At 58.3% G+C, this 25,466-nt stretch carries 20 protein-coding genes and 3 pseudogenes; 16 read left to right on the top strand and 7 right to left on the bottom strand.

All coding sequences use genetic code 11. The features are described 5' to 3' along the window. Positions 1-2 precede the first annotated feature (2 nt). The 3 genes from nodI to nodB form a co-directional block, all read right to left on the bottom strand. Positions 3-917, bottom strand: coding sequence for a nodulation factor ABC transporter ATP-binding protein NodI (gene nodI / locus BC1002_RS33825; protein WP_013094470.1), 915 nt, complete (start codon positions 915-917; stop codon positions 3-5). Positions 918-972: 55 nt separating this feature from the next. Further along, positions 973-2,316, bottom strand: a complete 1,344-nt coding sequence (gene nodC, locus BC1002_RS33830) for a chitooligosaccharide synthase NodC (protein WP_013094471.1) — start codon at positions 2,314-2,316, stop codon at positions 973-975. A 431-nt stretch (positions 2,317-2,747) separates the two neighbouring features. Next, entirely contained in the window at positions 2,748-3,425 is a 678-nt protein-coding gene (gene nodB / locus BC1002_RS37150; protein ID WP_013094472.1) for a chitooligosaccharide deacetylase NodB, read from the bottom strand. 229 nt (positions 3,426-3,654) lie between these two features. Between nodB and BC1002_RS33835 the strand changes: the two genes are divergently transcribed. Then, positions 3,655-4,563 carry a LysR family transcriptional regulator gene (locus BC1002_RS33835; protein WP_013094473.1) on the top strand — a complete coding sequence of 303 codons (909 nt, stop codon included), beginning with the start codon at positions 3,655-3,657 and terminating at the stop codon, positions 4,561-4,563. Here BC1002_RS33835 and BC1002_RS33840 read toward each other — a convergent pair. Then, positions 4,560-5,879 carry an ATP-grasp domain-containing protein gene (locus BC1002_RS33840; protein WP_013094474.1) on the bottom strand — a complete coding sequence of 440 codons (1,320 nt, stop codon included), beginning with the start codon at positions 5,877-5,879 and terminating at the stop codon, positions 4,560-4,562. The genes BC1002_RS33835 and BC1002_RS33840 overlap by 4 nt on opposite strands. A 626-nt stretch (positions 5,880-6,505) precedes the next feature. Beyond that, positions 6,506-7,219 carry a hypothetical protein gene (locus BC1002_RS33845; protein WP_013094475.1) on the bottom strand — a complete coding sequence of 238 codons (714 nt, stop codon included), beginning with the start codon at positions 7,217-7,219 and terminating at the stop codon, positions 6,506-6,508. Positions 7,220-7,874: 655 nt separating this feature from the next. Between BC1002_RS33845 and BC1002_RS33850 the strand changes: the two genes are divergently transcribed. From BC1002_RS33850 to BC1002_RS33885, 8 genes are all read left to right on the top strand, one after another. After that, a complete protein-coding gene (locus BC1002_RS33850; RefSeq protein WP_013094476.1) occupies positions 7,875-8,807 on the top strand; it encodes a LysR family transcriptional regulator in 933 nt (310 codons plus the stop codon). Positions 8,808-9,532: 725 nt separating this feature from the next. Continuing rightward, positions 9,533-11,179, top strand: a complete 1,647-nt coding sequence (nifA, locus tag BC1002_RS33855; protein ID WP_013094477.1) for a nif-specific transcriptional activator NifA — start codon at positions 9,533-9,535, stop codon at positions 11,177-11,179. A gap of 273 nt (positions 11,180-11,452) precedes the next feature. Continuing rightward, a complete protein-coding gene (nifE, locus tag BC1002_RS33860; RefSeq protein WP_013094478.1) occupies positions 11,453-12,946 on the top strand; it encodes a nitrogenase iron-molybdenum cofactor biosynthesis protein NifE in 1,494 nt (497 codons plus the stop codon). Between the two features lie 21 nt (positions 12,947-12,967). Next, positions 12,968-14,329 (top strand): nitrogenase iron-molybdenum cofactor biosynthesis protein NifN, encoded by a 1,362-nt coding sequence (gene nifN, locus BC1002_RS33865; protein WP_013094479.1) that lies wholly within the window; start codon positions 12,968-12,970, stop codon positions 14,327-14,329. 51 nt (positions 14,330-14,380) lie between these two features. Continuing rightward, positions 14,381-14,809, top strand: a complete 429-nt coding sequence (nifX, locus tag BC1002_RS33870) for a nitrogen fixation protein NifX (protein WP_013094480.1) — start codon at positions 14,381-14,383, stop codon at positions 14,807-14,809. 60 nt (positions 14,810-14,869) lie between these two features. After that, positions 14,870-15,088 carry a CCE_0567 family metalloprotein gene (locus BC1002_RS33875; RefSeq protein ID WP_013094481.1) on the top strand — a complete coding sequence of 73 codons (219 nt, stop codon included), beginning with the start codon at positions 14,870-14,872 and terminating at the stop codon, positions 15,086-15,088. Then, entirely contained in the window at positions 15,085-15,387 is a 303-nt protein-coding gene (gene fdxB / locus BC1002_RS33880) for a ferredoxin III, nif-specific (protein ID WP_013094482.1), read from the top strand. Before BC1002_RS33875 ends, fdxB begins: the two co-directional genes overlap by 4 nt. Positions 15,388-15,403: 16 nt before the next feature. Next, positions 15,404-15,973 carry a nitrogen fixation protein NifQ gene (locus tag BC1002_RS33885; RefSeq protein WP_013094483.1) on the top strand — a complete coding sequence of 190 codons (570 nt, stop codon included), beginning with the start codon at positions 15,404-15,406 and terminating at the stop codon, positions 15,971-15,973. Positions 15,974-16,397: 424 nt separating this feature from the next. Here the strand turns inward: BC1002_RS33885 and BC1002_RS33890 are convergent. Beyond that, a pseudogene (locus BC1002_RS33890) lies at positions 16,398-17,453 on the bottom strand (class I SAM-dependent methyltransferase); the annotation flags it as partial. Between the two features lie 205 nt (positions 17,454-17,658). Between BC1002_RS33890 and istA the strand changes: the two are divergent. Together istA and istB are read left to right on the top strand one after the other, a co-directional pair. Further along, complete coding sequence (gene istA / locus BC1002_RS33895; protein ID WP_083788781.1) at positions 17,659-19,200, top strand: IS21 family transposase; 1,542 nt, start codon at positions 17,659-17,661, stop codon at positions 19,198-19,200. Positions 19,201-19,215: 15 nt separating this feature from the next. Then, positions 19,216-19,974, top strand: a complete 759-nt coding sequence (gene istB, locus BC1002_RS33900; RefSeq protein WP_013094450.1) for an IS21-like element helper ATPase IstB — start codon at positions 19,216-19,218, stop codon at positions 19,972-19,974. 195 nt (positions 19,975-20,169) lie between these two features. On the opposite strand, the gene BC1002_RS33905 is transcribed toward istB, so the two are convergent. Then, positions 20,170-20,556, bottom strand: a complete 387-nt coding sequence (locus BC1002_RS33905; protein WP_041736236.1) for a TipAS antibiotic-recognition domain-containing protein — start codon at positions 20,554-20,556, stop codon at positions 20,170-20,172. A gap of 86 nt (positions 20,557-20,642) precedes the next feature. Here BC1002_RS33905 and tnpA point away from each other — a divergent pair. The 5 genes and pseudogenes from tnpA (at position 20,643) to BC1002_RS38150 (ending at position 25,434) form a co-directional block, all read left to right on the top strand. Continuing rightward, positions 20,643-21,107: pseudogene (tnpA, locus tag BC1002_RS39915) on the top strand (IS66-like element accessory protein TnpA). Next, complete coding sequence (tnpB, locus tag BC1002_RS33915; protein ID WP_083788783.1) at positions 21,047-21,460, top strand: IS66 family insertion sequence element accessory protein TnpB; 414 nt, start codon at positions 21,047-21,049, stop codon at positions 21,458-21,460. The pseudogene tnpA and the gene tnpB overlap by 61 nt, the downstream one beginning before the upstream one ends. Before the next feature lie 88 nt (positions 21,461-21,548). Continuing rightward, a pseudogene (gene tnpC / locus BC1002_RS33920) lies at positions 21,549-23,136 on the top strand (IS66 family transposase). A gap of 1,331 nt (positions 23,137-24,467) precedes the next feature. Continuing rightward, the gene (locus BC1002_RS33925; protein WP_157874877.1) at positions 24,468-24,935 is read left to right on the top strand and encodes a hypothetical protein; all 468 of its coding nucleotides are present in this window, start codon (positions 24,468-24,470) and stop codon (positions 24,933-24,935) included. Between the two features lie 250 nt (positions 24,936-25,185). Further along, a complete protein-coding gene (locus BC1002_RS38150; RefSeq protein ID WP_157874878.1) occupies positions 25,186-25,434 on the top strand; it encodes a hypothetical protein in 249 nt (82 codons plus the stop codon). Positions 25,435-25,466 lie beyond the last annotated feature (32 nt).

Below are 25,466 nucleotides of genomic sequence, written 5' to 3' on the forward strand. Positions count from 1 at the left end.
CACTAATCCTTCATTTCGCGGCCGGTTAGCCGCAAAAACACGTCTTCCAGGTTGGCGGGGCGTTGGAGAATGCGCAGACCCGCATGCGCCCGCAACTGCAAACGCACCTGCTCAGGATCAGCGGCGTAGCAAAACAATGCTTCGCCGCTCACTTCGGTTCGCTGTGTGTAGGGCTCGAGTAACGGGCGCAGTTCATGTGAATTGCCGCCATATATCTCAATCACTTGGCTCCCAATCTGCTCTTCGATCAGCGCATTAGGAGTACCTTCGGCAATGCTGCGCCCTTCGTCAATCACACAGAGACGGTTGCACAGTCGCTCCGCTTCTTCCATGAAATGAGTGGTGAGAAGAATTGTTTTGCCGCGCGCGAGCAGCAAGCGCAGGCGTTCCCAGATGAGGTGGCGCGCATGCGGATCAAGGCCCGTCGCGGGCTCGTCCATTACAAGTAGTTGGGGGTCGTTGATGAGCGCGCGAGCGAGCGTCAGACGCCGTTTCATGCCTCCTGATAATTCGATAACGCGCGCATCAGCCTTGCTTTCCAGACGCGCGAATTCGAGCAAAGAAGGAATCACAACCGAAATCTCACCTGCGCTCATGCCAAAGTAGCTCCCGAATATCTCTAGGTTCTCGCGCACTGTGAACCCGGGTTCAAGATTATCGAATTGCGGAACCACGCCAATTCGTGCACGTGCCCGTCGCGCGCGTCCGGGCACTGGCTCTCCGAGGACTGTGATCGTACCCGCGTCAGGTAGCGCCATCCCGAGGACCATCCGCGCGGTCGTGCTCTTGCCTGCGCCGTTGGGCCCCAAAAGGCCGAAACACTCGCCCGGCTCTACGTGGAACGACAGTCCATTGACAGCGAGCTTCCCGCCGTAGGACTTGCTGACATCTGTGAACGTGATTGCTGCAGTTGGCATTGACGTGGAAATCCAAATCGTTGTTCTCTTCAGGAAGATCTCGTGACGAACACGATCATTTGTTTCGGAAAACGTCATCAGATTCCGTTAATGCCTGGTCATCCCAGTGTCGACGGTGCTTGTCACGCTGAGCCCCGCCATTTGTGGATATAGTGGTGTCCGTTTCAGTGTCGTGCCCCGGCGGGTCGACGTGTGCGCTACAACCGCCGGCGGGCACGCCGCGGGACAGCCAGTTGCTGTTGCTGAGTGTACACAAGGCGTACGCCTTAACAGGTAGTAGGAACAGTAGGTTGACCAGCGTGTGCGCGGAAAACCCAAGAAATCGAACCTCACGAGAGCGAACGGCTGCCACGGAGCAGCGGAGCACGCTCATTGACGCAATCACGAAGCACGCCTTCCATGGGGCCGTCTCTGTCAATGCGATCTGTAAAAAGCCGGAGAGCATTGCGATCGCGAGCAATAGGGAGCCTGCATTCTGCGCAATGACGTCCAGCGTAAGGTACCGATCTAGCCGGGGCAAAAGGCGTAGCGCCAACAGCGTGTCGCGATACGTGCTTCGCGCCCAGCGCAATTGTTGGCGAAGATACGGCCCCAGTCTGTCTGGAACCACGGTCGAAGCGATCGCATTTGGAACGTACTCTGTTCGGTAGCCCGCGGCCAGCATGAGAATTGTTAGATGACGATCTTCCCCGAAATCGCTTCGCTTTCCCCGGAACATCTGTGTCTCGTACTGATCAAGCAGCAAGAGAAGCGCGGAGCGGCGATATATCGCGCACGGCCCGCAGCAGCACATCACGGCGCCGAACCGGGCCTGAGCTGCGCGCTCCTCGTTACACGCGAGCCAGTATTCCATATCAATCAGACGGCTCAACCACGTATCGCTGCGATTGCTGGCGGTCAATTGACCCATGGCGGCGCCGACCTCTGCATCGCTCATTGTCAGTATGAGTTGGCTTATAACGTCCGGCGCCAAGGTCGTGTCAGAATCGACGTTGAGTATGAGTTCTGCGGCTGAAGCCCGTATTGCGGCGATCTGCGCCTTGCGTTTTCCCACGTTTTGGGGAAGAAGAACAAAATTGAATCTCGGATCGTGCTCGTAGTCGCGATACACGGGTCCCAGCGCATCGCGGTTGGCGGATCCGTCATCGACCACGTGGATTTTTAAAGCCCCTGAATATTCCTGCGTTGCGATTGAGGCGAGACACGCGCGCAGCGTATCGGGGTTTTCGTTGAAGCACGGAACGATGACGTCGACGTCGGGAAGAAAATTCGTGGCAGATTGATTGCTATGCCTCGCTGGAGCCGGTAGGGTATGTAGAACCTGCGCTGTTTTATAAACGGCCGAAAGAAGTGCGTACAATAAAACGGAGGTCGTATTGATTGCGGCAGGGATGTTCATCGAGGTCAGCTTGCTAAGTGGGTGTCAAAAAATGATCTCATTACAGGCCTGCTAGGATCCGTCAATACGCCTGCTTGGCGCGATCACATCGACGACAGACCCTGCGTGAAACTGCGATACCGTAGATAGGAAGAGTTGACTGCGTGCTGTCGTGTACCGCCTTGTTGATGCAATCGTATCAATCTGCCGCTTTCGACCGACTAATAACCTCCTTCAATGTGTTCCATGGTACCGAGGTAGGCAACAACACCTCCATCGGCGGGCACGGAAAGTTATGTCAGTGGATCCTTTTTCACGGATCAGTTTTTCCTGACATCTTCATTTGATTGTCCGCCAGAATCATGCACGATCTCTCGATGTGACTATAGGGAACTGTTTGCAATGAGTGGCTAGCCAATTGTCCCAGCAGGCTAGTGGTCACAGATGTGCGCTCATTCGGCCAGTGTTTGGGATCGACGATCAGGAAGTCGGCTAATCACGAACCTGCGCGCCTTCAATGCAGGAATTAGACGTGAAAGAGCCTCGGCCGTCTGTCTGCGGGATGTCGTGTGAACATCGGAGTTCGACTCTCCGGGGGGGCTTCCATCATGCAACAGCACAATCGAGCCTGGCCGGACTGATGCCATCACGACATCAACAATCGCATTGACACCCGGTTGAGACCAATCCCGCGGGTCTACTGACCAGTGAAGCGCGATCAGTCCAGCCTTCCCCGTTTCCCCGATTGCGTCTTTCGTCCAGATTCCGTATGGCGCGCGGAAATACGTCACTTTCGCCGCAGGACATGTCTCCTTGATAAGCGCATCCGCCTCCCTTATTTCACGGCGAACTAGGTCCGGCTCACATTTCGAAAGGTCTGGATGTGTCACGGTGTGATTAGCGAGTTCATGACCTTCTGCCGCGATCCGTTTGATCAGTTCTGGATACTCCGCTGCGTACGCGCCAATGACACAGAAAGTTGCCGTTGCTTGCTCATATTCCAATATGTCAAGTATTTTCGGCGTCCATACTGGATGAGGTCCGTCATCAAATGTAAGGTAAACCTTAGGGCGAAGATCGGCACAATCACTGTTGCTGCGCACTTCTGTCAAATAGTCTGGGTGGTTCATAGCCTTTCTATGGCCTCCGACGCATGTCCTGTATCGTTCGATCTGCTGATAGATTCAATCGCCAACTGTCGATCACTATGCGGGATTTTGCGGATGATCAATCAGTACTACCACAGACGTGCTTCGACGTTGCCTATTCAATTTGAATTGTCGCAACTTTGCGTTATCGCAAATAATTTGTACAATCGATTGTTTCGATATGTCTCATCCATAAGGCGGATACCGCAACATGCGATTCAAAGGGCTTGATCTGAATCTTCTCGTCGCGCTGGATGCGCTGATGACGCAGCGCAACTTGACGGCTGCGGCGCAAAGCGTCAATCTGAGCCAGCCTGCCATGAGCGCCGCCGTCGCTCGACTACGCGATTATTTCGGCGACGACCTGTTTGTAATGAGAGGTCGTGAGTTCGTCCCCACTGCGCGAGCGACGGAGCTCGCTGGACCTGTTCGGGAAGCCTTATCGCACATCCAGCTTTCCATCATTTCGCGGGACGTGTTTCGACCGGACAAGTCGAATCGCCGCTTCAGGGTGTGCCTGTCCGACTTTATGACGCTGGTCTATTTCCAGAATGTCATTAAGCGTGTAGCGCGTGAGGCTCCTTCGGTTGGTTTCGAATTGCTTTTCCCTGATGACGAGCCGGGTGAGCTGCTTCGGCGTGGGGACGCCGATTTTTTGATTCTGCCGGAGCTGTTGTTGGCTGATGCTCATCCTAAAGCACCGCTCTTTGAGGAGAAGCTCGTGTGTGTGGGCTGTCCGACGAACAAGCAGTTGTCCCGCCGGCTGGCGCTCGAGAAGTACATGTCGATGGGACACGTAACAGTGAGGTTTGGGCGTGGACGGAGACCCTCGATCGAGGAGTTCTTCTTACTCGATCTCGGTCTCAAGAGGCGCGAAGAGGTTATCGTGCCTACCTTCGACTTGATCCCGCGAGTCCTGCTTCATACTAACCGTATCGCTACGATTCCTCTGAGGTTGGCAAAGTATTTCGCGGAAGTCACCCCGCTGCGGATAGTCGACGTCCCGTTGCCACTTTCCTGCTTCACCGAAGCGATTCAATGGCCTTCCCTGCATAACGGTGATCCTGCGAGTATCTGGATGCGGGAGCTCCTGCTGGAGGAGGCGCGAAACTACGTCTAGCAAGGCAGAAGCGGCGGGGAATGCCTTCCGGCATGAACCATTGGAGCCGCTGGCTCTGCAGTGAAGGGGCGCGCGGCAGTCTCGGCGAGCGTGTATTGGAAATTGTCTAATGTCGTGTGAATTGCTGTGGCGATTTCGTGCTCCGATGCAGCGCGGTAGCGGAAGCGCGCGAGGAGGGTGGCGTAGCCGCCGGTGCCGTCGAAGAAATGATGTGGCTTGGGGAAAACCGCCTCGTAAAGTGCGGGGATCTCTCGTAGCAATTTTGCATCGACGAATACTTTGCCCACTGGTTCCGGCAACATGAGGAATCCACCGCGGGCGGACGATGCCGACGCGTCTAGCGCTGCTTGCAGCTGAGTGGCTAACCGCGCCTTGTCACCTGACTGCTGCGCGGCCCAGAGGGCGAACAGGTCAACGCCGTACAGATCGTGAAAGAGGAATGGGATTTCTCCTTCACCGACGCGGGCGCCAACCTCGAGGAAATACAATCCATCGCAGCCCCGGATTATCTCAAGATGGAATGGCCCATTTCTGAAATCGAGGGCGCGCAGACATTTTCCTGAGAATGCGGTCAGCGCCTCATTTAGAGGACCAGGGTCGAGCATCACCGAGCCGAGTGGTTTACCTTGAGCGAACTGGACATAAGTGTTGATATAGCGAGAGGCGCGCGCGATAACCAATGTGCCATTCAGAAGGAAGCCGTCAACGTGATAAACCGGACCGTCGATGTACTCCTCGCAAACGTACTCGGCAAGCGGTAGTGTCGGCCACAGTGCATCGAACTCAGGACGGGTCTCGATGCGCCGTGACCCTATGTTCGCCGTACCTGATCGCGGTTTCACGATTATCGGAAAACGCATTACGGTGGTAGTCGCCGCCTTGGCAACGGCCAGATCTTCCAAGGCTGCGAACCGCGGTACACGCAGGCCAGCTGCGGCGATAGTATTCTTCGTAACGGCCGTATTTCGAAAGCGCACGACTGTCTCGGGAAGGTCACCGGGGATATTGAACGAGTTGCGCAGTCGCGCGGCCGCTATAAGGTCGAATTCGGATAAGGCGACTAGCCTGTCGATGCCGCCGAGCGCTGAACTACATGCGCGCACGGCCGCATGCAGCGCTTCTTCATCGAGGATGTCAGATAGCTGTTCGACGTGTGCAACGCGAGAGGTGTCAAGCGCGGCGACACTGTTGGGCGTGCAGACATATGCGATCTTGTTCGCCGCATGATCAATGTAGCGCTGATAGGCAGCGAAGCCGTCTGACCACCGGTTAAGCACGACTATGCGGTTACCCTTAGCAGGATGATTGGCTTTCATGTGGAAGCAACTTGTTCAGATATTTTTTCGGCGTGATCAAATTTGAGCGCACAGAGCGTTTTGGCGATGTCCGGGCCCGGCGTCGGGGCGATCTGCGGCGGTGAACCGGACATGTCTGGTAGGGGTTTAAGAGAACAGTCAGTCTCGCGATAGTGGAGGGCGGGTGGGCGTGGGAGCTTCGTCTACTTTGAGAGCGGATTGTGGCGCACATTCGCCACTTCGGCGCTGCCGGCGAAGTCCGCTGATATGGATTTGACGAACCGTACGATGGTCAGGCACGTCGCATCGCCACGTTCGCATTGCCGGAGCTGCGTAAGTTTGGATTGCAAATATGGCTGCGTATCATCAGTCTCGACAACAAGATCGACTTGTTCAGTTTAACGAGTGGTTACTTGTGCCCATTACGCTGCTGCCCGGCAATCTCCGCGAGCGCTGAACTGTCCACGGTGACTCGTGTGTGCATGGGAAGACGCCGAGCGCAGCGCCCACCCCCGCGAAGGGCGCAACAGACGGTCGCAGTCGAAGCGGCGCGGCACGCGAAAATGCAAGGGCGACGATACCTTGACGAGCGGAGGCGGCGACAACTGCCGTACCGGATGACGCTGGCGCAACCAAGATGACGGCGGTCATGTGGCTGCTTCCCGCGACGTTAAGCTTTCCGTCCGGGGCACGGTCGCCACACGCAACTCATCGAAATATTCGTGGATCAGGCCGACGAAGTTGCGGAGATACATTTCCGCGCTCTCAATGCTGCCCCAGCCGCCGATTGCCCGCTGAAGGGCAATCCAGATGATGTCATAGTGCTTGTGCGATTCTGCGTACTGAATGTGGTCGAGCGAACCTTTCACGTGATCGTGGCCGAACGCCCGCGCGGCGGCTTCTGTAATGCTCTTGCTGTAGCGATTGGTATACCATTCGAGCAGCCAGTTCCAGACCATCGTCGGCAGCGGACCGTTGCGACCAATGCTCAGATAGAGGTAGCCGATCAGTTTGTCGGTGCTGTGGAGGGGGGCAATCCGGTCGACGTCATTGGCAGATACGCCGAAGTTCTTAAGATCGTGGAGGAATTTCCCCTCATGCCCGTATCCTTCTGCCAAGTATTGCGCAAGGATCTGTGCGAGCGTATTGTCCTTGCAGCCGATTTTGTAGAGTGCGAACGCGTCGACCTCGTTATTGAGTCGGATTCGCAATACGGTTTCTACGAGGTGGCGGCGATAGTACTCACTGTCGATCCAATCGCCACGGTGGAACGCTGCGGTTTCGGGCGAAGTTGCGAACATCTGTTCCACAGCTTGTTGAGCGACTTGCTCAAAATAAATGCGATCGTTGGCTGTACTCATGTGACCTCCGTTGGAAATTGAAAAACGCAAAGAAACGAGCGAACCGGGCTGCTATAAACGCGTCGAGGAGATCAGCCGGGCACCTTGACGCGTTCCTGCGGGAAACTTTGATGCGTACATCAGGCTCGCGGGAGTTCCGCGAGCTTCTAGACTCGAACCGCGACTGCGGTCGTCGTGCGATGAGAGGGCAGCACTGTCAACCATTGGTGGGCATTTTTTTCGGCTAGCATAGCGAGAGAGGGTTCGTGCAACCTGCTTAACGCAATGCTTCAACCTATTGTTTGCTAATTGCAGTTAAGTGGACGTATCCGGGCTCAGATAGCCCGGCGTGCCCAGAGCTCCTCATCGAGGAGCGCTTTGACGTGGCCACGAGATGACTGGAGGCCACAACGTCAAGCTGTGCGTTTCTGCAGTAATGCACCTTCACTGGAAGGAGCATTGGCCAGTTCGGTGGCGGCTGTTCGATTAGGTACACGGCGAAGCTCGAAGGGCCGGGTGCGCCAGCGACTCGGGTATTCCCCGTAGGGCGTATTCGGCGTGTTTCTCGTGCAACTTTTTTTGCATCCATGTTCCCTGACTCGTGACGGTAGGATATTAACCGCAGGGGTATGCGTGGTATAAGCTGATAATCTTTATGTCTGCATGAGGGAAATTGATGATTCGCGATCTCGACAGCACGCTACTGCGTACGTTCGTGACGGTTGTAGAAGCCGGCAGCGTGAGCAATGCTGCGATGGCTCTCCATCGGACACAGGCTGCTGTCAGCATGGCCCTTCGGCGGCTCGAAGATGAGGTTGGCCAACGCTTGCTCGAACGTTCACCGCGCGGCGTAAAGCCGACCACCGCGGGCAACGTGCTACTGCCATATGCGCACAAGCTCCTCGACATTGGCCTCGCGGCTCGCTCCGCCCTGACTGAGGGCGACGTTTCTGGCACGGTGAGGGTCGGCATTCCGGAAGACATCGCAATGAGCCACCTTCGCCATGCGTTGCGGCAGTTCTCTGTTCTCTACCCGGACGTAGCGCTGGAGATTGTTGTCGATGCGAGCCCGGCGTTATCGCAGCGGCTCGCAAGCAACACACTAGATTTCGCGATCGGCGACCCTGCGCTGATTCACTCAGAGCCGATAGTTACATGGCGGCATCCGCTTCGCTGGGCAGTCGCACGTACCCGGAACACGGACCTTGGCGAGGGCCCGCTTCCGATTGTTGCATTCGGCGGCGCATGCCGGTGGCAGGAGATTTTTTTCGCGACGTTACTCGACGCCGGCATCGCGTGGCGTGTTGCGTGTACGAGCACAAGCCTGTCGGCGGTGCAGTCGGCCGTTGAGGCAGGACTCGGTATTGCAGTGCTGCTCGACTGGCACGTGCGCCGCGATACCATGCACGCGATCGATCCGCAAGCTGTCGGGTTGCCGATGCCGCCAGTGGCGGAATTCGGTCTGTTCACTCAAGAGAACTGGAACGACCGAACATCCGCAGCTACCGCACTTCAACGGTTTCTCTTTCGCTCGCTGCAGCTGAACTCGGCAGAGCACGGAATATTCACGGTAGAGCAGCCGGCGATGCCAACGCATGGTCAGGTTTAGGTGACGTCGCGCCGTGGTCGCGTCGAAGAGACGATATTTCGGCGCGTCAAAACGGTTGCTGCCGGGTATTTTCGATGAACAGCCCCGACGCTGACGCGGGCAGGCAGCGTTGCTTTGGGAATTCAGGAGCCCACTGAGTGACGTTTGACTTCTGTCAACGAGAAACATCGGGCCTCGATGCGGAATGACATAGGTGTCGACCGGTTGCAGGCGCGTAACGTTGCATTGGATCGCGCGCTAAAAAAGAAACGACGAACAACTGGGCGGATGCACTCGAGCAAGCTGCTGAACAGCACTCATCGCGTTTTGGAAGGACTCGCGCGGAGTTGCGTCTGTGTCGTGCAATGCAACCTGAGCTGCCATTTGAGGCCTACGGCACTTACGATTTGAATTTCATATAACGAAACCGCTTTTGCCTTCCTTCAACGCTGGCAGCGTTCGACCGAGACTAGGAACCTCGACTGACTGTGCGGGTTGCCGTTGACCCGAATTTGTCGTGAAACCTACGTTTTTTTTGGTTAGTATGCTAGGCGCGAACGGGGGGGCTCGTTGCCTCTGTTTGCAGCTTCCCGACGCCATTGCTGCGTTTTTGTCATTTTTGTCGAGTTTGGCGATGCCTGAGCGCGGCATCCCGAATTCGGCTGCCACCAACGCGACTATGACTCTGCCGTTGTGCCGAACCGTCTCCTCACTGCGTTGGCGAGTTGTCGCTGGAGCCCGAATCTATGTCGCATTCTCTTATCAACGAGAGCCCTCCCGATTTCGATGTAGTGACAGAAGTGCTAAAAACGCTGGACTCATCCCGAAATGCGGAGCACGCGTTGAAGAGGTCGCTGTGGTTTCTGTCGCGTGCGAGAGGCTGGCGGTCCGCGTTCATCGCCGTCGAGCAGCCGGATGGAAAGCTTGGCGGCCTGTGTAGCACAGGACTGTCAGACGGCTGGCGAGAAGGTATGCGTTTTCCCTCCGGTGAAGGGATCGTAGGGCGGATACAGGAAAGCGAGTCCGCCGTGGTTGTGCCTGAGTTGGATGGTGACCCAATGTTCGACGACCGCACGGGGGCTGTTCGTGTTTCCAATGCCGAGCGTGTCGCTCTACTTGGGGCACCGATCCGGCACGAAGGACGGCCGCTGGGGGTGCTCGTAGCCCTTTGTGAGAATCCGGATGGGAAGCGTGTTTTCGCAGACGATCTCCAACTTTTGGAAGTTGTTGCTTCGCCAATAGCCAGGGCACTTTTGCTTGACCGTGAGGCTGATCCGAGCCGAAAAAGCGTGCAGGAGGAGATTAGTCGCCGACGGAACGCGGCCGCTCCTATATATCAAGTCGATTGGGCAATCGGCCGATCTGCGTCGATGCAGCACGTATTCGCGCAGGTCCATCAGGTCGCACCTGCGAGAACGACGGTGCTCTTGCGCGGCGAGAGCGGCACCGGCAAGGAGTTGATCGCGCGTGCAATCTATCGTTTGTCCCCGCGCAAGGACCAGCCATTCGTCTCGGTGAACTGTGCCGCGCTCACGGAAACACTGCTGGAAAGCGAGCTGTTTGGCCACGAGAAGGGGGCGTTCACGGGCGCGCAAACTCAGCGAAAGGGGCGCTTCGAATTGGCGCACGGCGGAACACTTTTCCTCGACGAGATAGGTGATATATCGCCGTCGTTCCAAGCGAAACTACTGCGCGTTCTGCAGGAGCGGGAGTTCGAGCGGGTAGGGGGGACAACGCCCGTGAGAGTTGACGTGAGGCTCATCGTTGCAACTAATCGCAATCTGGAACAAATGGTGAGAGAGGGCGAATTCCGAGCGGATCTTTACTACCGCATCAACGTGGTGAGCATCGTGTTGCCGCCGCTGCGCGAGCGACGGGAAGACATCCCCGAGATGGCGCAATACTTCCTTAACCGCTTTAATCGTGAGAACGGTCGCGCTCTGCATTTCAACGAGGAAGCGTTGCGCGTGCTGTCGAGTTGTTACTGGCCCGGAAACGTGCGCGAGCTCGAAAACTGCATTGAGCGGACTGCGACAATGGCGCATCATGACACGATTGGTCGTTCTTCGTTTCTCTGCGAGATCGACCAGTGCCTCACGAAGGTGTTGCATCATCTGGAGCGAGAAGACGCAGTACGTCCGGCACGCCCGTCGGACGTTACAGTCAGTAACGCGCTGAACGTTCCCGCGAAATTCGGCGCCCCGGAGCGCGACGCCGGCGGTCTCGGCATGCACTCTGGTGAGCACATCCCTGAGGACGAGCGTGAGCGGCTGCTCTGGGCCATGGAGCGCTGCGGTTGGGTGCAGGCAAAGGCGGCACGCCTGCTCGGCATTACGGCGCGGCAGATCGGCTATGCACTGCGCAAGCACGGAATCAAACTACGCCGCTTCTAGGAAAGCGAAGCTTGAGGTCACGCTCTGTACGGCTCCGATATTTCGTCTGCTCGGTATGCAAAGCGAAGCGCGCGTGGAACACAGCACGCGCATGGTCTGAAAGAAGGTCGATAAGCATGTTGTGTCGCAATCCGTTCAACTCCGACAAAGCACTGGTTTAAGTTGACGCTGTTACTACAGTGCCCGATACCGCACGCTGCGGATGCCTGCGGGTTCGAGCGGTGGTATGGAACTTGCACTTAGTTGTGGACCTCATCTTGTCAGGATTCTCCAATGTGGTTCAAGGCTAGGACTGCAGACATTTTCGACGAACCCGGTTGCGCGAAGAATAGGGCGAAAAGTGAGACGGAGCGCAGGCAAGGCTGCGCCAAGCAACTTCCGCCAGGAGCGACTGCTGGCGGTTGTGCGTTCGATGGGGCTCGGATTGCACTTCAGCCCGTGGTTGACGTAGCGCACCTTGTGCACGGGCCGATTGCGTGCGAGGGCAACTCGTGGGATAACCGTCCTGCGGCATCCTCCGGGTCGATGCTCTATCGGACCGCGTTCACGACTGATCTAAGTGAGATCGATGTAATCTATGGCGGCGAGAGACGGCTGTTCAGAAGTATTCGCGAGATTATCCAAAAATATGATCCCCCTGCCGTGTTTGTCTATCAGACGTGCGTCACCGCGCTGATCGGTGACAACATAGAGGCAGTGTGTAAGCAAGCGTCAAAGAAATTCGGCAAACCTGTGATACCGGTCAACGCGCCCGGTTTCGCCGGGTCGAAAAACTTCGGCAATAAACTCGGTGGGGAGGCGATTCTCGATCATGTAATCGGCTCGCGTGAGCCCGCTCACACAACGCCGTTCGACATCAATATCATCGGCGAATACAACCTCTCGGGGGAGTTGTGGCAGACGAAGCCGCTCTTCGACGCGCTGGGTATCCGTATCTTGGCTTGCATCTCTGGTGATGCTCGCTACAGTGACATCGCGAGCGCTCACCGCGCGAAGGTAAATATGGTGGTGTGCTCAAAGTCGATGATTAACATTGCCACAAAGATGCAGCGGCGATACGACATTCCCTATTTCGAGGGCTCTTTCTACGGAATCGGCGATGTGAGCGATGCGTTGCGCCAAGTCGCCAAGCTGCTGGTGCAAAGGGGGGCGCCCGACGATCTGATCAAACGCGCCGATCGCTTGATTGAAGCAGAAGAGGAGCGCGCGTGGGCGCGCATTGCGCCATACCGAGCGCGCCTCGATGGAAAGCGCGTGCTGCTGATTACAGGCGGTGTGAAATCCTGGTCGCTTGTTGCGGCGTTGCAAGAGGTGGGGCTCGAGATCGTTGGCACCAGTGTGAAGAAAAGCACCGAGAAAGACAAGGAAAGGATCAAGGAGATCATGGGCGATGACGCGCGCATAGTCGACAATATGACGGCAAGCGAAATGTACGGCACGCTCCGCAAGTCGCAGGCCGACATCATGCTGTCCGGCGGGCGCTCGCAGTTTGTCGCGCTAAAGGCGCGGGTGCCTTGGCTTGATGTCAATCAGGAACGCCATCATCCATATGCCGGGTATGAGGGAATCGTCGAGCTGGTGTACGAGATTGATCGCGCAATCAGCAACCCGGTCTGGCAGCAGGTGCGCATTCCAGCTCCGTGGGACGACAAAGGCGAAGGGCTCTGTGGCGAGCGAATGGAGTTCACAGACCGCATGACAGAACAGTCGCCGCGTGCAAGCGCGCGGGATGGCCCGAAGGGCTTTCGACCCAGCGTCACGGCCTGAGCATAGCGGAGTGCAGACACAATGGCAAAAGTCGTCGAACTAGGGAAAGCTTGTACGGTCAACCCGCTAAAAATGAGCCAGCCGCTTGGCGCGAGTTATGCCGCCATGGGACTCGATGCGTGCATGCCGGTGATGCACGGTTCGCAGGGCTGCACGTCGTTCGGCCTCGTCCTGTTGGCGCGCCATTTCAAGGAGGCCATCCCGTTGCAGACCACTGCAATGAATGAGGTCACTACCATTCTGGGCGGATTTGAAAACGTCGAAACGGCGCTAGTGAACATCTGCAAGCGCGCGGCGCCGAAAATCATCGTGCTTTGCTCCACAGGGCTGACTGAGGCCAACGGGGAAGATGTCGCCGGTCATCTCGCGATGGTGCGAAAACGTAAGCCAGAGTTGAGCAATACCGAACTCGTGTACGTATCGACGCCAGACTACGTGGGCGCATTCGAGGACGGCTACAGGCGCGCCATCGTTGCAATTGTGAAGGCGCTTGTCAAGCCGCTGCCAACCGTGCAGCGACAGGTCAACGTGCTGCCCGGCAGTCATCTATCACCCAGCGATATCGACGAGTTGCGAGAGATCATTGAGGCATTCGGCTTAGTTCCGATCATATTGCCAGACGTCTCCGGTTCGCTCGATGGCCACATTGCGCCCGACTGGCGCGGGACCACGCTGGGCGGAACTTCTCTCGACCAGATACGGGCCGCAGGTGCGTCGACATTCACCATCGGTGTGGGCGAGCAAACGCGCGACGGTGCGCAGGCACTGGAGACTATTGCAGGCATCCCGTTCGAAATTTTTGAGCGGCTTACAGGACTCGAACCGAACGACCGGCTCCTGCATCGCCTCGCGCGACTGTCAGACCGGGAGGTCCCGATCAAATACCGGAGGCAGCGCAGCCAACTGCTGGATGCAATGCTCGACAGCCATTTTTACATAGGTGGCATCAAGGTGGCCTTGGGAGCAGAACCGGATTTGCTGCTTGCAATCGGTTCGCTGTTGCACGAAATCGGCGCTGAGTTGCCAGTCTGCGTCAGCACGACTACATCGGCGTCGCATGCGCTACTGCCGACGAGCGAGGTCGTGCTCGGTGACCTTGAGGACATGGAACGAGGCGCGGGGGATTGTGACCTGCTTATTACGCATTCGCACGGCCGGCAGATGGCCGCGCGTCTCGGCAAGCCTCTGTTGCGCACAGGCTTTCCCGTATTCGACCGGGTCGGCAATGCCCATCGATGCCAGGTCGGCTATCGCGGAACGATGAACTTCGTCTTCGAACTCGCGAATCTATTAATCGATCGGGTTACGCATCACCGCCCGGCCGACTGGGCTCTGCCGCAGTCGTCGCTCGACCTCGCTGCGCCAGTCGCTAACGCGGAGTAAGGAATTCCGGTCGTCGCGTCCATTGTAATCAAATCAGGAGGGAACCATTGCATGAAAATCGCATTTGCCACGCAGGACAAACTGCATGTCGACGCGCACTTTGGCTGGGCGAAAAGCATTGTTATCTTCGATGTGACGGCGGAGGGCTACGCGTTCGTGGAAGCCTTCGATTTTGGCGGCAAGTTAGAGGAGGACGGCGACGAAGATAAGCTTGCACCGAAGCTGGAAGCGATCCGCGGTTGCGCTATCCTGTACGTTGCCGCAATCGGTGGTTCAGGAGCGGCGCGCGTCGTAGCGCTGAAGGTGCATCCAGTAAAGGTACCACAGCCGGAGCCAATTCAGGACATCCTTATCAAGCTTAGGGATGTCCTGAAAGGTACGCCACCGCCGTGGTTGCGCAAGGCGCTAACCAGAAATGTGCGTTGCTCATTCGACTTTGCAGAGGATGACGAGGTATCTCATGGCGAAAGCCACTGTTGACAAGATCGCGACTTTGCGGACAGCGACAACTGAGGTGTCCTTTTGCCACGGGAGGGGGTCATGAGTGACCAGAATGAACTGAAGGTGCGCCTGAAGACGCTCAATACACGGGCCATTCAGGCCAAGATGGATCTGCACGACCTTTCGGAAGATCTTCCGACTAGGTGGGAAGAGATATTGACGGTTGCGCAGCTCTGTCACGAAGCTCACGCCGCGCTGATGGACGCGCGCAAGGCCGCGGCAGCGGCTCTAGACGAAGCGCCTGGGAGCCGGAGATGAGCGAGATTTTTTGCGTAAAGCTACCTAGCGGGGAGATGTGGACGCCTACCTTTGTCTCCGCCCTTGATGATGAGAAGTGTATCGGATGCGGACGATGCTTCCGGGCGTGTTCTCGCGGGGTCCTGCAGCTCGTAGGTGTAGGCGAGGGGGGGGGGCTTACTCCGGTAGGCGAGGATGACGACGACGAGTACGAAAAGAAGGTTATGACTATTGCGCGCCGGGAGTTGTGTATCGGTTGCACGGCATGCGCGAGGATATGCCCAAAAAAGTGCTACACGCACGCCGTGGCCATGGTCTGAGCCACAAAGGACGGTGATGGACTTCTACGCAACGTTGATGCGTCACGCTGTGGACACCAACGATTCCACGGTTCTTGCCCTCGCTGGGGTACTCTCGACGGCGTTCGGCCAAGCCGGCGTGCACACACTGCCCATCCGCGGGTTGAATCTGGATGAAACCCACTGGCTGCTCGCGCATTGGTTTCCCGGCGTCGACCGCACCCTTTTCTTGCAACTGGCCGCCTCGCCTGCGGCGTGGCGCCAGCGATCGTGCGACGATGAGGTCGGAGACCTCGCAAACCTGTTGAAGGCACATGCTGATCCGCTCGCAGGAACGACGATTGAGATCCATTGTGTTTCGCATGCGCTCGCCTGCGCCTGTGCGGGGGACAAACACCTGTGGCAGGAGCTGCGCCTTCGCTCGCGTAGCGAATTGCCGGTGCTGTTGGGCTATTGGTTTCCGCGGCTGGCGCAAAAAAACGTTCACGGTATGAAGTGGAAGAAATTCCTCTACAAGCAACTGTGCGAGCGTGAGGCGTTGATTGTCTGCAAGTCTTCAAACTGCACGGAGTGTGGCGATTTCGCGGATTGCTTCGGACCGGATTGATGGTCTGGCTACCGACAATACGTGGCCATGCGGGGCCTTGGCATATTCGCCGTGACGGTGGGCTACAAATGCTCTGGAGATACTTTAACGATTGCCAGCTGACTGCGTTGAGCGCGGATCAAGGTGTTAAGCGTGGATGTCATCATCATGTCTTCCTATGCGTCAACGCCTCCGGGTGTCTCGTCGCGCACGACCGTACCGAGGCTGCAAACAACCGAAATCCTCGGTGCAGCCCACACCCGAGGATTTCCTGCTCGGCTCCCCGGCGCACGCGGCGACCCGTACTTGGCTCGGTCGCATCGCTGCGCTGGCGCGTTCGTACTCGTATATCCTTGCGATTGTGGGATGCCCTTGCCGTTTGTAGCGCTGACCATTGCGCGGACTGGGCCGGACAAACAAGTAATTGCGAGGCATAGTCTGACGATTAGACCGTGGCGAGAGTTAGACGTGACGGTGTTGTTCCGATTTGCAGTCCGTCTGAGCGGTTCGCAAAGTACCTTTGGTTCAACTGGTCTATAGTCCAGGTGTGGGAACTGCTGAAGCCCAGTGTAAACAGCATTTGGGCCAACTCAGCCGGATCGAACGCGCTTTTCCACGGCTCGCCGCCCTCGGCGAATTGCGCCATCAACTGTTCGACGAAGACACGCATCATCGGCGGCAAGCTGGACACTGGCAGTGCGTATTCCAGCAGCACGGCGCTGCTCCTGGCGCAGCGCGCGATGAACCGCAAAGTATCAAAGACCGCAGCCTCGTCGAGGTACATGGTTACCCCGAGCCAGCTGAAAAAGGCCGGTGCGAGTGGATCGAATCCGGCACGCGTCAAGCCCTCGGCAAGGCTGATGCGCTCGAAGTCGACCGGTACGAACCGCAACGATTGCGGCAAGCGGATGCCCGCCTCATTCAGGTGCGCTCGTTTCCATTCCTGCGTGGCCGGCAAGTCAACCTCGAAGATGCTCCCGGGCGTGTCGTGCTGCCGGTAGGCGGTGGTGTCGAGTCCTGCCCCAAGCACGACGTATTGTCGCACCCCCCGCTCGGCGGTTTCGGTCCAAATGTTGTCAGCTAGCCTACTGCGTACGACCAGCGCGCTGCGGCCTACACGTCGACATCGGGTGGCGGAACCGATCGAGGCCATTGCGTAGGCCCTGTGCCTCGGCTTTGCCTAGCACGGCCAATGCGAGCAGATCATCAAGCACCAGCGGGCGATTCAGTAGTTGGTGCGCCGCCCGTTGTCTAGCCACGATCAAGGCGCTAGGCTTCGGCCCGGCGTCGATTGGCGGCAGGTCGTGCCCAACGATGTGTGCCTTATGCAGATAGGCCAACAATGCCTCGTCGAGCCCCACCCCAAGTTGAGGTCCGGCTCTTGGTTCAAGGCGTCTCGAACATGCACTTCCGAGACCACGTCATCGCCACAGAAGCTTTCACGGAAAAGCTGTTGCCAGCGCTCGACGAGAGCCTGTACCGGCGCAGCGTCGGCCTCGACGTGCGTATTCCACGCCAAACCGAACGCTGATTCCACGGCAAACCGAGCACGGATTCCACAGCAAAGCGAGCGCCGATTCCACCGCAAACGGAGCAAGGATTCCACGGCTGCCCGAGCGCGAATTCCACGCGTAACCGAGCAGTAAGCTGGGGAGACGGCGACGCGGATAACCATGGCACGCTCGACGATTTTGTCGGGCCGCCGAATGTCGAATAAAAGGTTATCCATGCGTCAAATCAGGGAAGTGCTGCGCCTGCGCTTCGTGTGTGAACGCAGCCAGCGCGAGATCGCGACGACGATCGGCGCTTCGAGCGCGACGGTCTGGGACTACCTGGACCGTGCGCGGCGTGCGCAACTGGACTTCGGGAAGGCGATGTCGCTGGATGACGCGGCGCTTGAGGCGCTGCTGTTTCCGCCGCCGCCGTCGTTGAGCCGGACACGCCCGCTGCCCAACTGGCCGCTCGTGCATCGCGAGCTTGGCAGGCGAGGCGTAACGCTCGACCTGCTCTGGAACGAGTACAAGGCCCAGGAGCCCGAGGGTTACGGCTACAGCTGGTTCTGCAAGCACTACGAGCGCTGGGCAGCGGCTTTGCCGGTTACGCTGCGCCAGACGCACACGCCCGGCGAGAAGCTGTTCATCGACTACTCGGGTAACAGGCTCGGTATCGTTGATCCGCACACGGGCGAGATCCGCGAGGCGGAGCTGTTCGTCGCGACGCTCGGCGCATCGAACTACACCTATGCCGAGGTCACCTGGACCCAGCAGCTTGAGGACTGGATCGGCTCGCATGTGCGCGCGTTGAACTTCATCGGCGGTTGTGTCGAGATCCTGGTGCCCGACAACCTGAAGTCCGGCGTACACAAGGCCGATTTCTACGATCCGGTTCTGAACCGGACCTACGGCGAGATGGCTGCCCATTACTCGATGGCGATCATCCCGGCACGCAAACGTCGGCCCCGCGACAAGGCGAAGGTCGAGCAGTCGGTACTCCTGGCACAGCGCTGGATTCTGGCCCGGCTGCGCAACCAGCGGCTGTTCAGCCTCGACGAAGCCAATCGGGCAATCGCCGCGCTGCTCGTCGAACTGAACAACAGGCCGTTCAAGAAGCTGCCCGGCTGCCGCCGCAGCGCTTTCGAGCAACTTGATCGCCCGGCACTTCGCCCGCTGCCGGGACGGCCTTACCAGTACGCGCAGTGGAAGGTTGCCCGCGTCGGCATCGATTACCACGTCGAGCTCGACGAACACTATTACTCGGTCTCGTACTGCCACGCCCGGGAGCAGGTCGACGTGCGCCATACGAAGACAACGGTCGAGATCTTCCTGCGCGGTCAGCGAATTGCCGCGCATGCGAAGAGCGAGCGCCGCGGCCATCACACCACGATCGCTGCGCACATGCCGCCGAATCATCGGGCCGCCACCACGGAGTGGAATCCGCAACGGCTGATCAACTGGGCCACCGACATCGGTCCGCATACCGCTGCGGTTATCGAACATCTGCTCGGCGGTCGCCAGCATCCGCAGCAGGCTTACCGCGCCTGCCTGGGGGTGCTGCGCATGGGCAAAGACTACGGCCGTGCGCGGCTGGAAGCCGCCTGCCAGCGCGCCATTGATCTGAAAGCGCCGAGCTACCGGTTCATCGCCTCAACGTTGAAGAATGGCCTGGAGAGCAAGGCCGATGCGCCCGTCGCCCAGACCGAACTGCCGCTCGTGCACGCCAACGTGCGCGGGCCGTCCTACTACCACTGAAAGGAGATCATCGACATGCTGCATCACCCGACCGTTGAGCGGCTGCACGAGCTGCGCCTGTTCGGCATGGCCGCGGCGCTGGCCGACCAGCAATCCCAGAACAGCATCGATCAGCTCGGCTTCGAGGAGCGCCTCGGGCTGCTCGTCGAACGCGAAGCAAGCGAACGCGAGTCACGCCTTCTCACGGCGCGGCTGCGCCGCGCGAAGCTGCGCTTCCCTGACGCGGTACCTGAAGACATCAACTACCGCGAGCCCCGCGGACTCGACCGCGCTCTACTCGCCCGACTGCTCACTGGCGAATGGATCCGGGCGCACCAGAACGTGATTCTGGTCGCGCCGACCGGCCTTGGCAAAAGCTGGCTCGCATGCGCGCTGGTCAACCAGGCATGCCGTCAGGGCTTCTCGGCCCGCTATCTACGCATGCCGAAGTTCAATGAGGAGATGGCCATCGCGCACGGTAGCGGCGGTTACGCGAAGCTGCTCGCGCAATGGGCGAAAACCGACATCCTCGTCATGGACGACCTCGCCATGGCGCCGCTGTCGGATTCGGCGCGGCGTGATCTGCTCGAGGTGCTCGACGACCGGCACGGCCGGCGTTCGACAATCGTAACCAGCCAGATTCCAGTCGACAGCTGGCATGCCGCCATCGGAGATCCAACGCTTGCAGACGCGATCCTCGACCGGCTGGTTCACAACGCGCATCGGCTCACACTATCGGGCGAGTCGATGCGCAAGCGCCGAAATGGTTTGACCATCGAAGACGAGAAGGAGTAAAAGAACTCACCCCGCGTCGCCACGTCCGCAGCGCTCGCTTTGCTGTGGAATCCCCGCTCGGCTTCGCGTGGAATGTCTGCTCGCTTTGCCGCGGTACGGCTGCTCGATTTGCGTGGAATACGCACCTCGACGCCGGCCTGCATGTGTGCCCGCAACTCAAGCGCCAACGTTAGCCATTCGCGCCTGTTCTTTTCGTTAAGCTGGCGGCGCCGAACTTCTTCCATCTGCGCCGGGTTCAAGTGTTTGGCGAGAAGTGTGCAGCGCGCGCGCAAACGATTCGTCTATCCAAACCAGCATCTCCGCCATAATGCCGACAATCTGCTGTGCGCGTGGCTCCGCGGTCTGAATCTTCATCAACTTGTAAGCGAGCGCCGGGTCGTTGTTCGTCGTGCGGGTCATGAGCCGAACCCAGCGCCAAGCCAACTCTTGGGCAACACTGCTTTCACTAGACAGCGCTTCCCGCATGGCGCTATGAACCTCAACGACGAGCTCGTCCCATATTGGATCCATCGGCGCAATCGCATCCGGGCCCGTTGCAAACAGCGCGTCGAGTTCGTCTTCGTTCAGGTGCTTTTGATACATAGTAAGCGCGCAATTTCCCCCACCTAGCTTTTGCATCCAGCAAGCGCCACGATTGCGTCCGCAACCACAACTTGCGGACGCAATTCATGACCCAGGATGACCTTTCGTTTTTGCCTTTGCGCGTGACGCGCGTTGGGATAGGCGGCAAGCGCAGCTTCGATCCTCTGGACAAGCGGCGACTGGTCGCGGCCTGCGAGCAACCCGGGGGCGTCATAGTCTGGTCTGGCGCTGAAGGCCGGGGTGAACGCCAACCAATTGCGCAAATGGGTTCGGCTACACCGGCAGGCGGAAACGCCCGTGAGCAACAGCGACATGACCGCTTCAGTGTCGGCGTTTGTGCCATTCGTCGCGATCGCGAATCCGGCGCTCGCGCCTGCTTCAACGCCGGCTGTATGCGCGCAACAAGATAGTCGCCGCACCGGTCTTCGCGGTCGCCGACCTCGGCTTGGCTGTCGGCCCAGTTGCCCAATGGCGTGAAGCTGGAGCTTGAATGCTCGGAACACGACGCCGCCCTCGTGAGCGCCATGATCGCGGCATTGGGACGGCGCTGATGTTTCGCTTCGAGGCCGACCTGACGGTGTTCTTGCACCGCGAGCCAGGCGACTTCCGGGCAGGCATCAACACTCTGGTGACGCTGGTCGAGCAGTCCATGCAACTGGACCCGTTTGCGCGTGCCGTGTACGCCTTCCACAACCGCAGACGCAACCGGATCAAATTGCTGTTCTACGAGCGCAACGGTTTCTGGCTGCTGCTACGGCGCTTCGAAGAGGATCACTTTGTCTGGCCGCGCCGGCAACAGGCGGTAATCGAGCTGACGACCGAGCAGTTGCGCTGGCTATTGGAAGGCATCGACATCGATGCAATGCGCCGTCATCCAGCGCGGCGGTACCGTCATGCCAGCTGAGTACCGGGCCGGCTGGCAGGCAAGGCACGGGTGACTGTTACAAATCTCCGTAAACCGTCAGCGTATTGGTTTCGACTATCCTGGGAGCATGAATGACGACGACTTCTCCGGGTTACCGCCCGCCGCCCAGGCTTATATCCGTGAACTCGAGTCACGTAACCGTCAGCCGGGCGAACGCATTGCCCAGCTGGAGGAGCAATTCCGCCTGGCGCAGAGCAAACGCTTCGCGCCGAGCAGCGAGAAGCTGCGCGATCGCGTGTTCAATGAAGCCGAGCAGATCGCCGCCGCCGATGCGCATGACGATGATCTCGCGGCAGACACCTTCATGCTGCCCGATACCGGCCTGCCGGACCCACCGGAAGTAGCGCGGCGCAGTCCTGGACGCAAACCGCTGCCGGCGCATCTGCCTCGTCAGCGCATCGAATACGACCTGCCTGATGACCAGAGGATATGCCCGTGCTGCGCACGCGAGCTTCACCGTATGGGCGAAGAGATCAGCGAACAGCTGCATATCGAGACGAAGGCGTCGGTCCTGCAGCATGTGCGCTTCAAATACGCGTGTCGCCATTGGGAGCGTCATGCCGAACGCATGCCGGTGATAACGTCACCGATGCGAGCGCAGCCATTGCCGGGCAGCAATGCAAGTGCCGCGATGACCGCCACCGTCACCGCCGGCAAGTATGTTGACGGAACCCCGCTATACCGGATGGCCAACGCATTGGGGCGCGCCGACATCGAAGTCGGACGCGGCACGCTGGCGAACTGGGTCATCCGGGCGCTGAGCTGCACTACAGCCGGCTCTATGAGGCTTTGCGCACGACGCTGCTGTCTCAGCCGTTTATTCACGGTGACGAGACAACGGTGCAGGTGCTCAAGGAGGCTGGCAGAGCGGCGCAGAGCACCTCGTACATGTGGGTTTACCGCAGCGCCGAAGGTTGCGCGCAGCCGGTCGTGCTGTTCGATTACCAACCGGGGCGCGGGCGGGAATATCCCCAGGCGTTCCTCGCTGGTTACGAAGGCCTGTTGATGACAGACGGATACGCCGCGTGGCGCACGCTCGAAGGTCCAATGCACTTCGGCTGCCTGGCTCACGCCCGTCGAGCCTTCGTCGACGCCCTCAAGGGCATGAAGAAACCGGGCGGCCGTGCCGCGCAGGCACTGGAATACTTCAAGGCGCTGTATCAGATCGAAACGCTCACCAAGGCCGATCTGCCCGACGGCGAGACGCGGGTCGACTATACGTACCGGCTGCGTCAGCAGCACAGCGTGCCATTGCTCGAAGCGTTCAAGGCCTGGCTGGACGAACAGGCGCTGCAGGTCTTGCCAGAAAGCCTCCTGGGCAAGGCGATTTCATATACAAGAAACCAGTGGGCGTATCTCTGTCGAACATGAGCGACGGGCGTGCCGCCATCGACAATAACGTCATTGAGCGCGACATCAGACCATTCTGTACCGGCCGGTCCTCATGGTTGTTCAGTGACACGGTTGCCGGCGCGAAAGCAAGCGCGATGGTCTACAGTCTGATGCTCACGTGTCGGGCCTGCAACGTCGAGCCATACGCCTACCTCGTGCATGTGTTGACCGAATTGCCACAGCGCGGGCCGGACGCCGATGTCGCTGACCTGCTGCCATTCAACTTCGCGAAACGCTCCGCCGAAATTGGCGCCCCTGTCTGACGTAACCTGCGACAACGCCCCATTGCTTGCGCCTGCGGCGCCTTCGCGCAGTCGGCGCTCAGAAGTCGCTCGTGCTGAAGGCCGCGCAATACGGCACTGCTGGATGACCCGCCGCGAGGACGTCCACGTCAGATTTGCCAAGTGTATGCTCGTACAGGCACAAGCGCGACGCTTGCTGCGGCGATCTCGAACCGGGAGGCCACCGTGACGCTTCTGACTGAGGAAGAATCAGCGCTAGCGCTCGCGGATCGCCATATCTTGGAAGCGCTGCAGCGAATCAGCCTAAAGAAGAGCGCGTTCAGGAAGCGCAGAGAAACGGGATGGATTCGTCACAGGCTGGGGAGCTACTGCGCATCATGAGGGAGATCCTTTTTACCTTCACGCAGCATCGGCGCCAGCTTCATGAAGAGCTTGAAAGACAACGGCGCCTCACAAAATCATTCGGTCACTGAACAGTCTCGACGATCGGTGTGCTCAAACGAGCGCTTGTGCGAAAGCGGTCGATAAGAATTTGGGGCTAGCGGTATAAGAAATGTTGAATGCCAATTTGTTCTAGAGTCTGTTAGCCTTCGGGGCTCTAGCTAAAACGTGGCAGAGTCGCAGCGCGTTGAGCTGGGCGACGGCCCCCATGACGTTAGTTTCGTTCTCGTGGCAGCAGTGCTATGAACCGCGGGTTCGATGGCCATCTGCTACCGATAAGGAGTTTCCATGCCTAAAATCAAGAGGGTCGTGTGTGGATGGGGTTGGCCGCAGTGCTAGCCGGAAATCGCCGCTGGTCGCCTGCTGAGTACGCGGCGGCCTGTCAGTCTCGCAAAATCCTTCCGGAATTTACTGCTGCGCAACGATTGACGGAGGGTCAGTGGGCGTTACTTTTAACCGGTGGCGAGCATGATTGTTTCTGTACTGATCAACGGCACAGGTACGAAACGGCCAAAGCAGCAAAACTCGTTGATATGAGGCACATGCTCGTCAAGGTGACTTCGCGTTTCACAACCTTTCGGAGAATGGCCGTCGGTCGGGCACGGGACTATATGTATCGCCGGCCTAACTTCTAAAGATTGCGTTGGGGGCGAACTCGTTTTTGGGGTGCCGTCGCCCGTCGTCCTCCGCTTCAAGCGTCTCGCCGGCACATGAAGCACTATGAATTCGGTTACTCTTTTGACGACTGGAAAACGTTAAGTCGCGCAGAGCAAGTTTCTTGAACTGGCCTCTTACTTTCGCGGCTCGTGCGTCGTCGCTGTTCGGGGAATGGCGGAGCAGCGACATCTCACTTTAGCCGTCATTGTTGGTTGATCATCAAATGGGCCCTTTTCGAAACCTTGGAGAACATCGTGGCAACAATTGTAAACATTACCAGCAGTACTCCCGATGCCGTGCAAATTTGGGGATTCCATGGTTTGTGTGGCGTGGACGACGTCGCGGCCGCTCTCAACACGATCGCTGCGGGGCTGAGCGGTGATGGTAATACGATTCATGTGATGTCAGGTACTCACGGATACTGCAGCGGACGGGTTGGTGCAGTAGCGACGCGGGAACAGAGGTTCGCGGAAGAAGATCGATTTCTCGCTCATCCAATGACGAAGGACAACAACGCCGTTGCCGTGGTTGTCCACGACTTCAATACCGACAAGCTGCCGGCCCCCGACTACGTGTCTGCGGCAATGGCGAAGCTCAACGCGGATATCCGCTCAATCGTCAGGACCGATACCGGAAACCATGTATTCCTCCTCGCCTACTGCTGTAGTGCCGGTACGGAGTCGATTCGCAAATCGGGACAAGAGAACAAGAAGTGGACTTGACCCCGAGCATGTGCCTGTCGCGCAGCGCGAGCCGGTTAGATACGCTTGCCCGCTCTGGAGCCTTTGCAAGGTCGCGCATGCGACAATAGGGCTTGACGCTGAATCGCGAGGCCACGCTGCTGCGTCGCTTCGGCGGTGAATTGCGTTGCAAACCATACAGAAATTGCTCATATACGTACCGAAGAGACGGGGCGCTCAAACTACCAGCGAAGCGGCTGGTGGTAATGCTCGCACGTATTAGAACGCAGAAGTGCAGCCATTTAATCAGTGTGCGCCTCTATTTTTAGTTGATACGCTGTTCACGATGCATAAAAGACAGATTCATAGACTTCTCGACCTTGCTCACGAAGAAGCCTACGCTTTCGTTGAGGAGAATCCGGCAAGAGCTTTCAAAGAATCGGAAGAGCTCTTTGATGAAATGTTCTTTCATTCGCTTTCGCGTCACATCGGTGAAATGACAATCGCAGAAGTATCCACCCGTATTCGCGAACGAGAATGAGAATGAAGCCTAATCTATCCGTTGGGCTCTGA

It is taken from the genome of Paraburkholderia atlantica (assembly GCF_000092885.1).
Lineage (GTDB): Bacteria > Pseudomonadota > Gammaproteobacteria > Burkholderiales > Burkholderiaceae > Paraburkholderia > Paraburkholderia atlantica.

Coding starts and splice junctions, on each gene's coding strand:
- nodI (WP_013094470.1), bottom strand. CDS start 917: ATGCCAACTGCAGCAATCACGTTCACAGATGTCAGCAAGTCCTACGGC.
- nodC (WP_013094471.1), bottom strand. CDS start 2,316: ATGAACATCCCTGCCGCAATCAATACGACCTCCGTTTTATTGTACGCA.
- nodB (WP_013094472.1), bottom strand. CDS start 3,425: ATGAACCACCCAGACTATTTGACAGAAGTGCGCAGCAACAGTGATTGT.
- BC1002_RS33835 (WP_013094473.1), top strand. CDS start 3,655: ATGCGATTCAAAGGGCTTGATCTGAATCTTCTCGTCGCGCTGGATGCG.
- BC1002_RS33840 (WP_013094474.1), bottom strand. CDS start 5,879: ATGAAAGCCAATCATCCTGCTAAGGGTAACCGCATAGTCGTGCTTAAC.
- BC1002_RS33845 (WP_013094475.1), bottom strand. CDS start 7,219: ATGAGTACAGCCAACGATCGCATTTATTTTGAGCAAGTCGCTCAACAA.
- BC1002_RS33850 (WP_013094476.1), top strand. CDS start 7,875: ATGATTCGCGATCTCGACAGCACGCTACTGCGTACGTTCGTGACGGTT.
- nifA (WP_013094477.1), top strand. CDS start 9,533: ATGTCGCATTCTCTTATCAACGAGAGCCCTCCCGATTTCGATGTAGTG.
- nifE (WP_013094478.1), top strand. CDS start 11,453: ATGTGGTTCAAGGCTAGGACTGCAGACATTTTCGACGAACCCGGTTGC.
- nifN (WP_013094479.1), top strand. CDS start 12,968: ATGGCAAAAGTCGTCGAACTAGGGAAAGCTTGTACGGTCAACCCGCTA.
- nifX (WP_013094480.1), top strand. CDS start 14,381: ATGAAAATCGCATTTGCCACGCAGGACAAACTGCATGTCGACGCGCAC.
- BC1002_RS33875 (WP_013094481.1), top strand. CDS start 14,870: ATGAGTGACCAGAATGAACTGAAGGTGCGCCTGAAGACGCTCAATACA.
- fdxB (WP_013094482.1), top strand. CDS start 15,085: ATGAGCGAGATTTTTTGCGTAAAGCTACCTAGCGGGGAGATGTGGACG.
- BC1002_RS33885 (WP_013094483.1), top strand. CDS start 15,404: ATGGACTTCTACGCAACGTTGATGCGTCACGCTGTGGACACCAACGAT.
- istA (WP_083788781.1), top strand. CDS start 17,659: ATGTCGAATAAAAGGTTATCCATGCGTCAAATCAGGGAAGTGCTGCGC.
- istB (WP_013094450.1), top strand. CDS start 19,216: ATGCTGCATCACCCGACCGTTGAGCGGCTGCACGAGCTGCGCCTGTTC.
- BC1002_RS33905 (WP_041736236.1), bottom strand. CDS start 20,556: ATGTATCAAAAGCACCTGAACGAAGACGAACTCGACGCGCTGTTTGCA.
- tnpB (WP_083788783.1), top strand. CDS start 21,047: ATGCTCGGAACACGACGCCGCCCTCGTGAGCGCCATGATCGCGGCATT.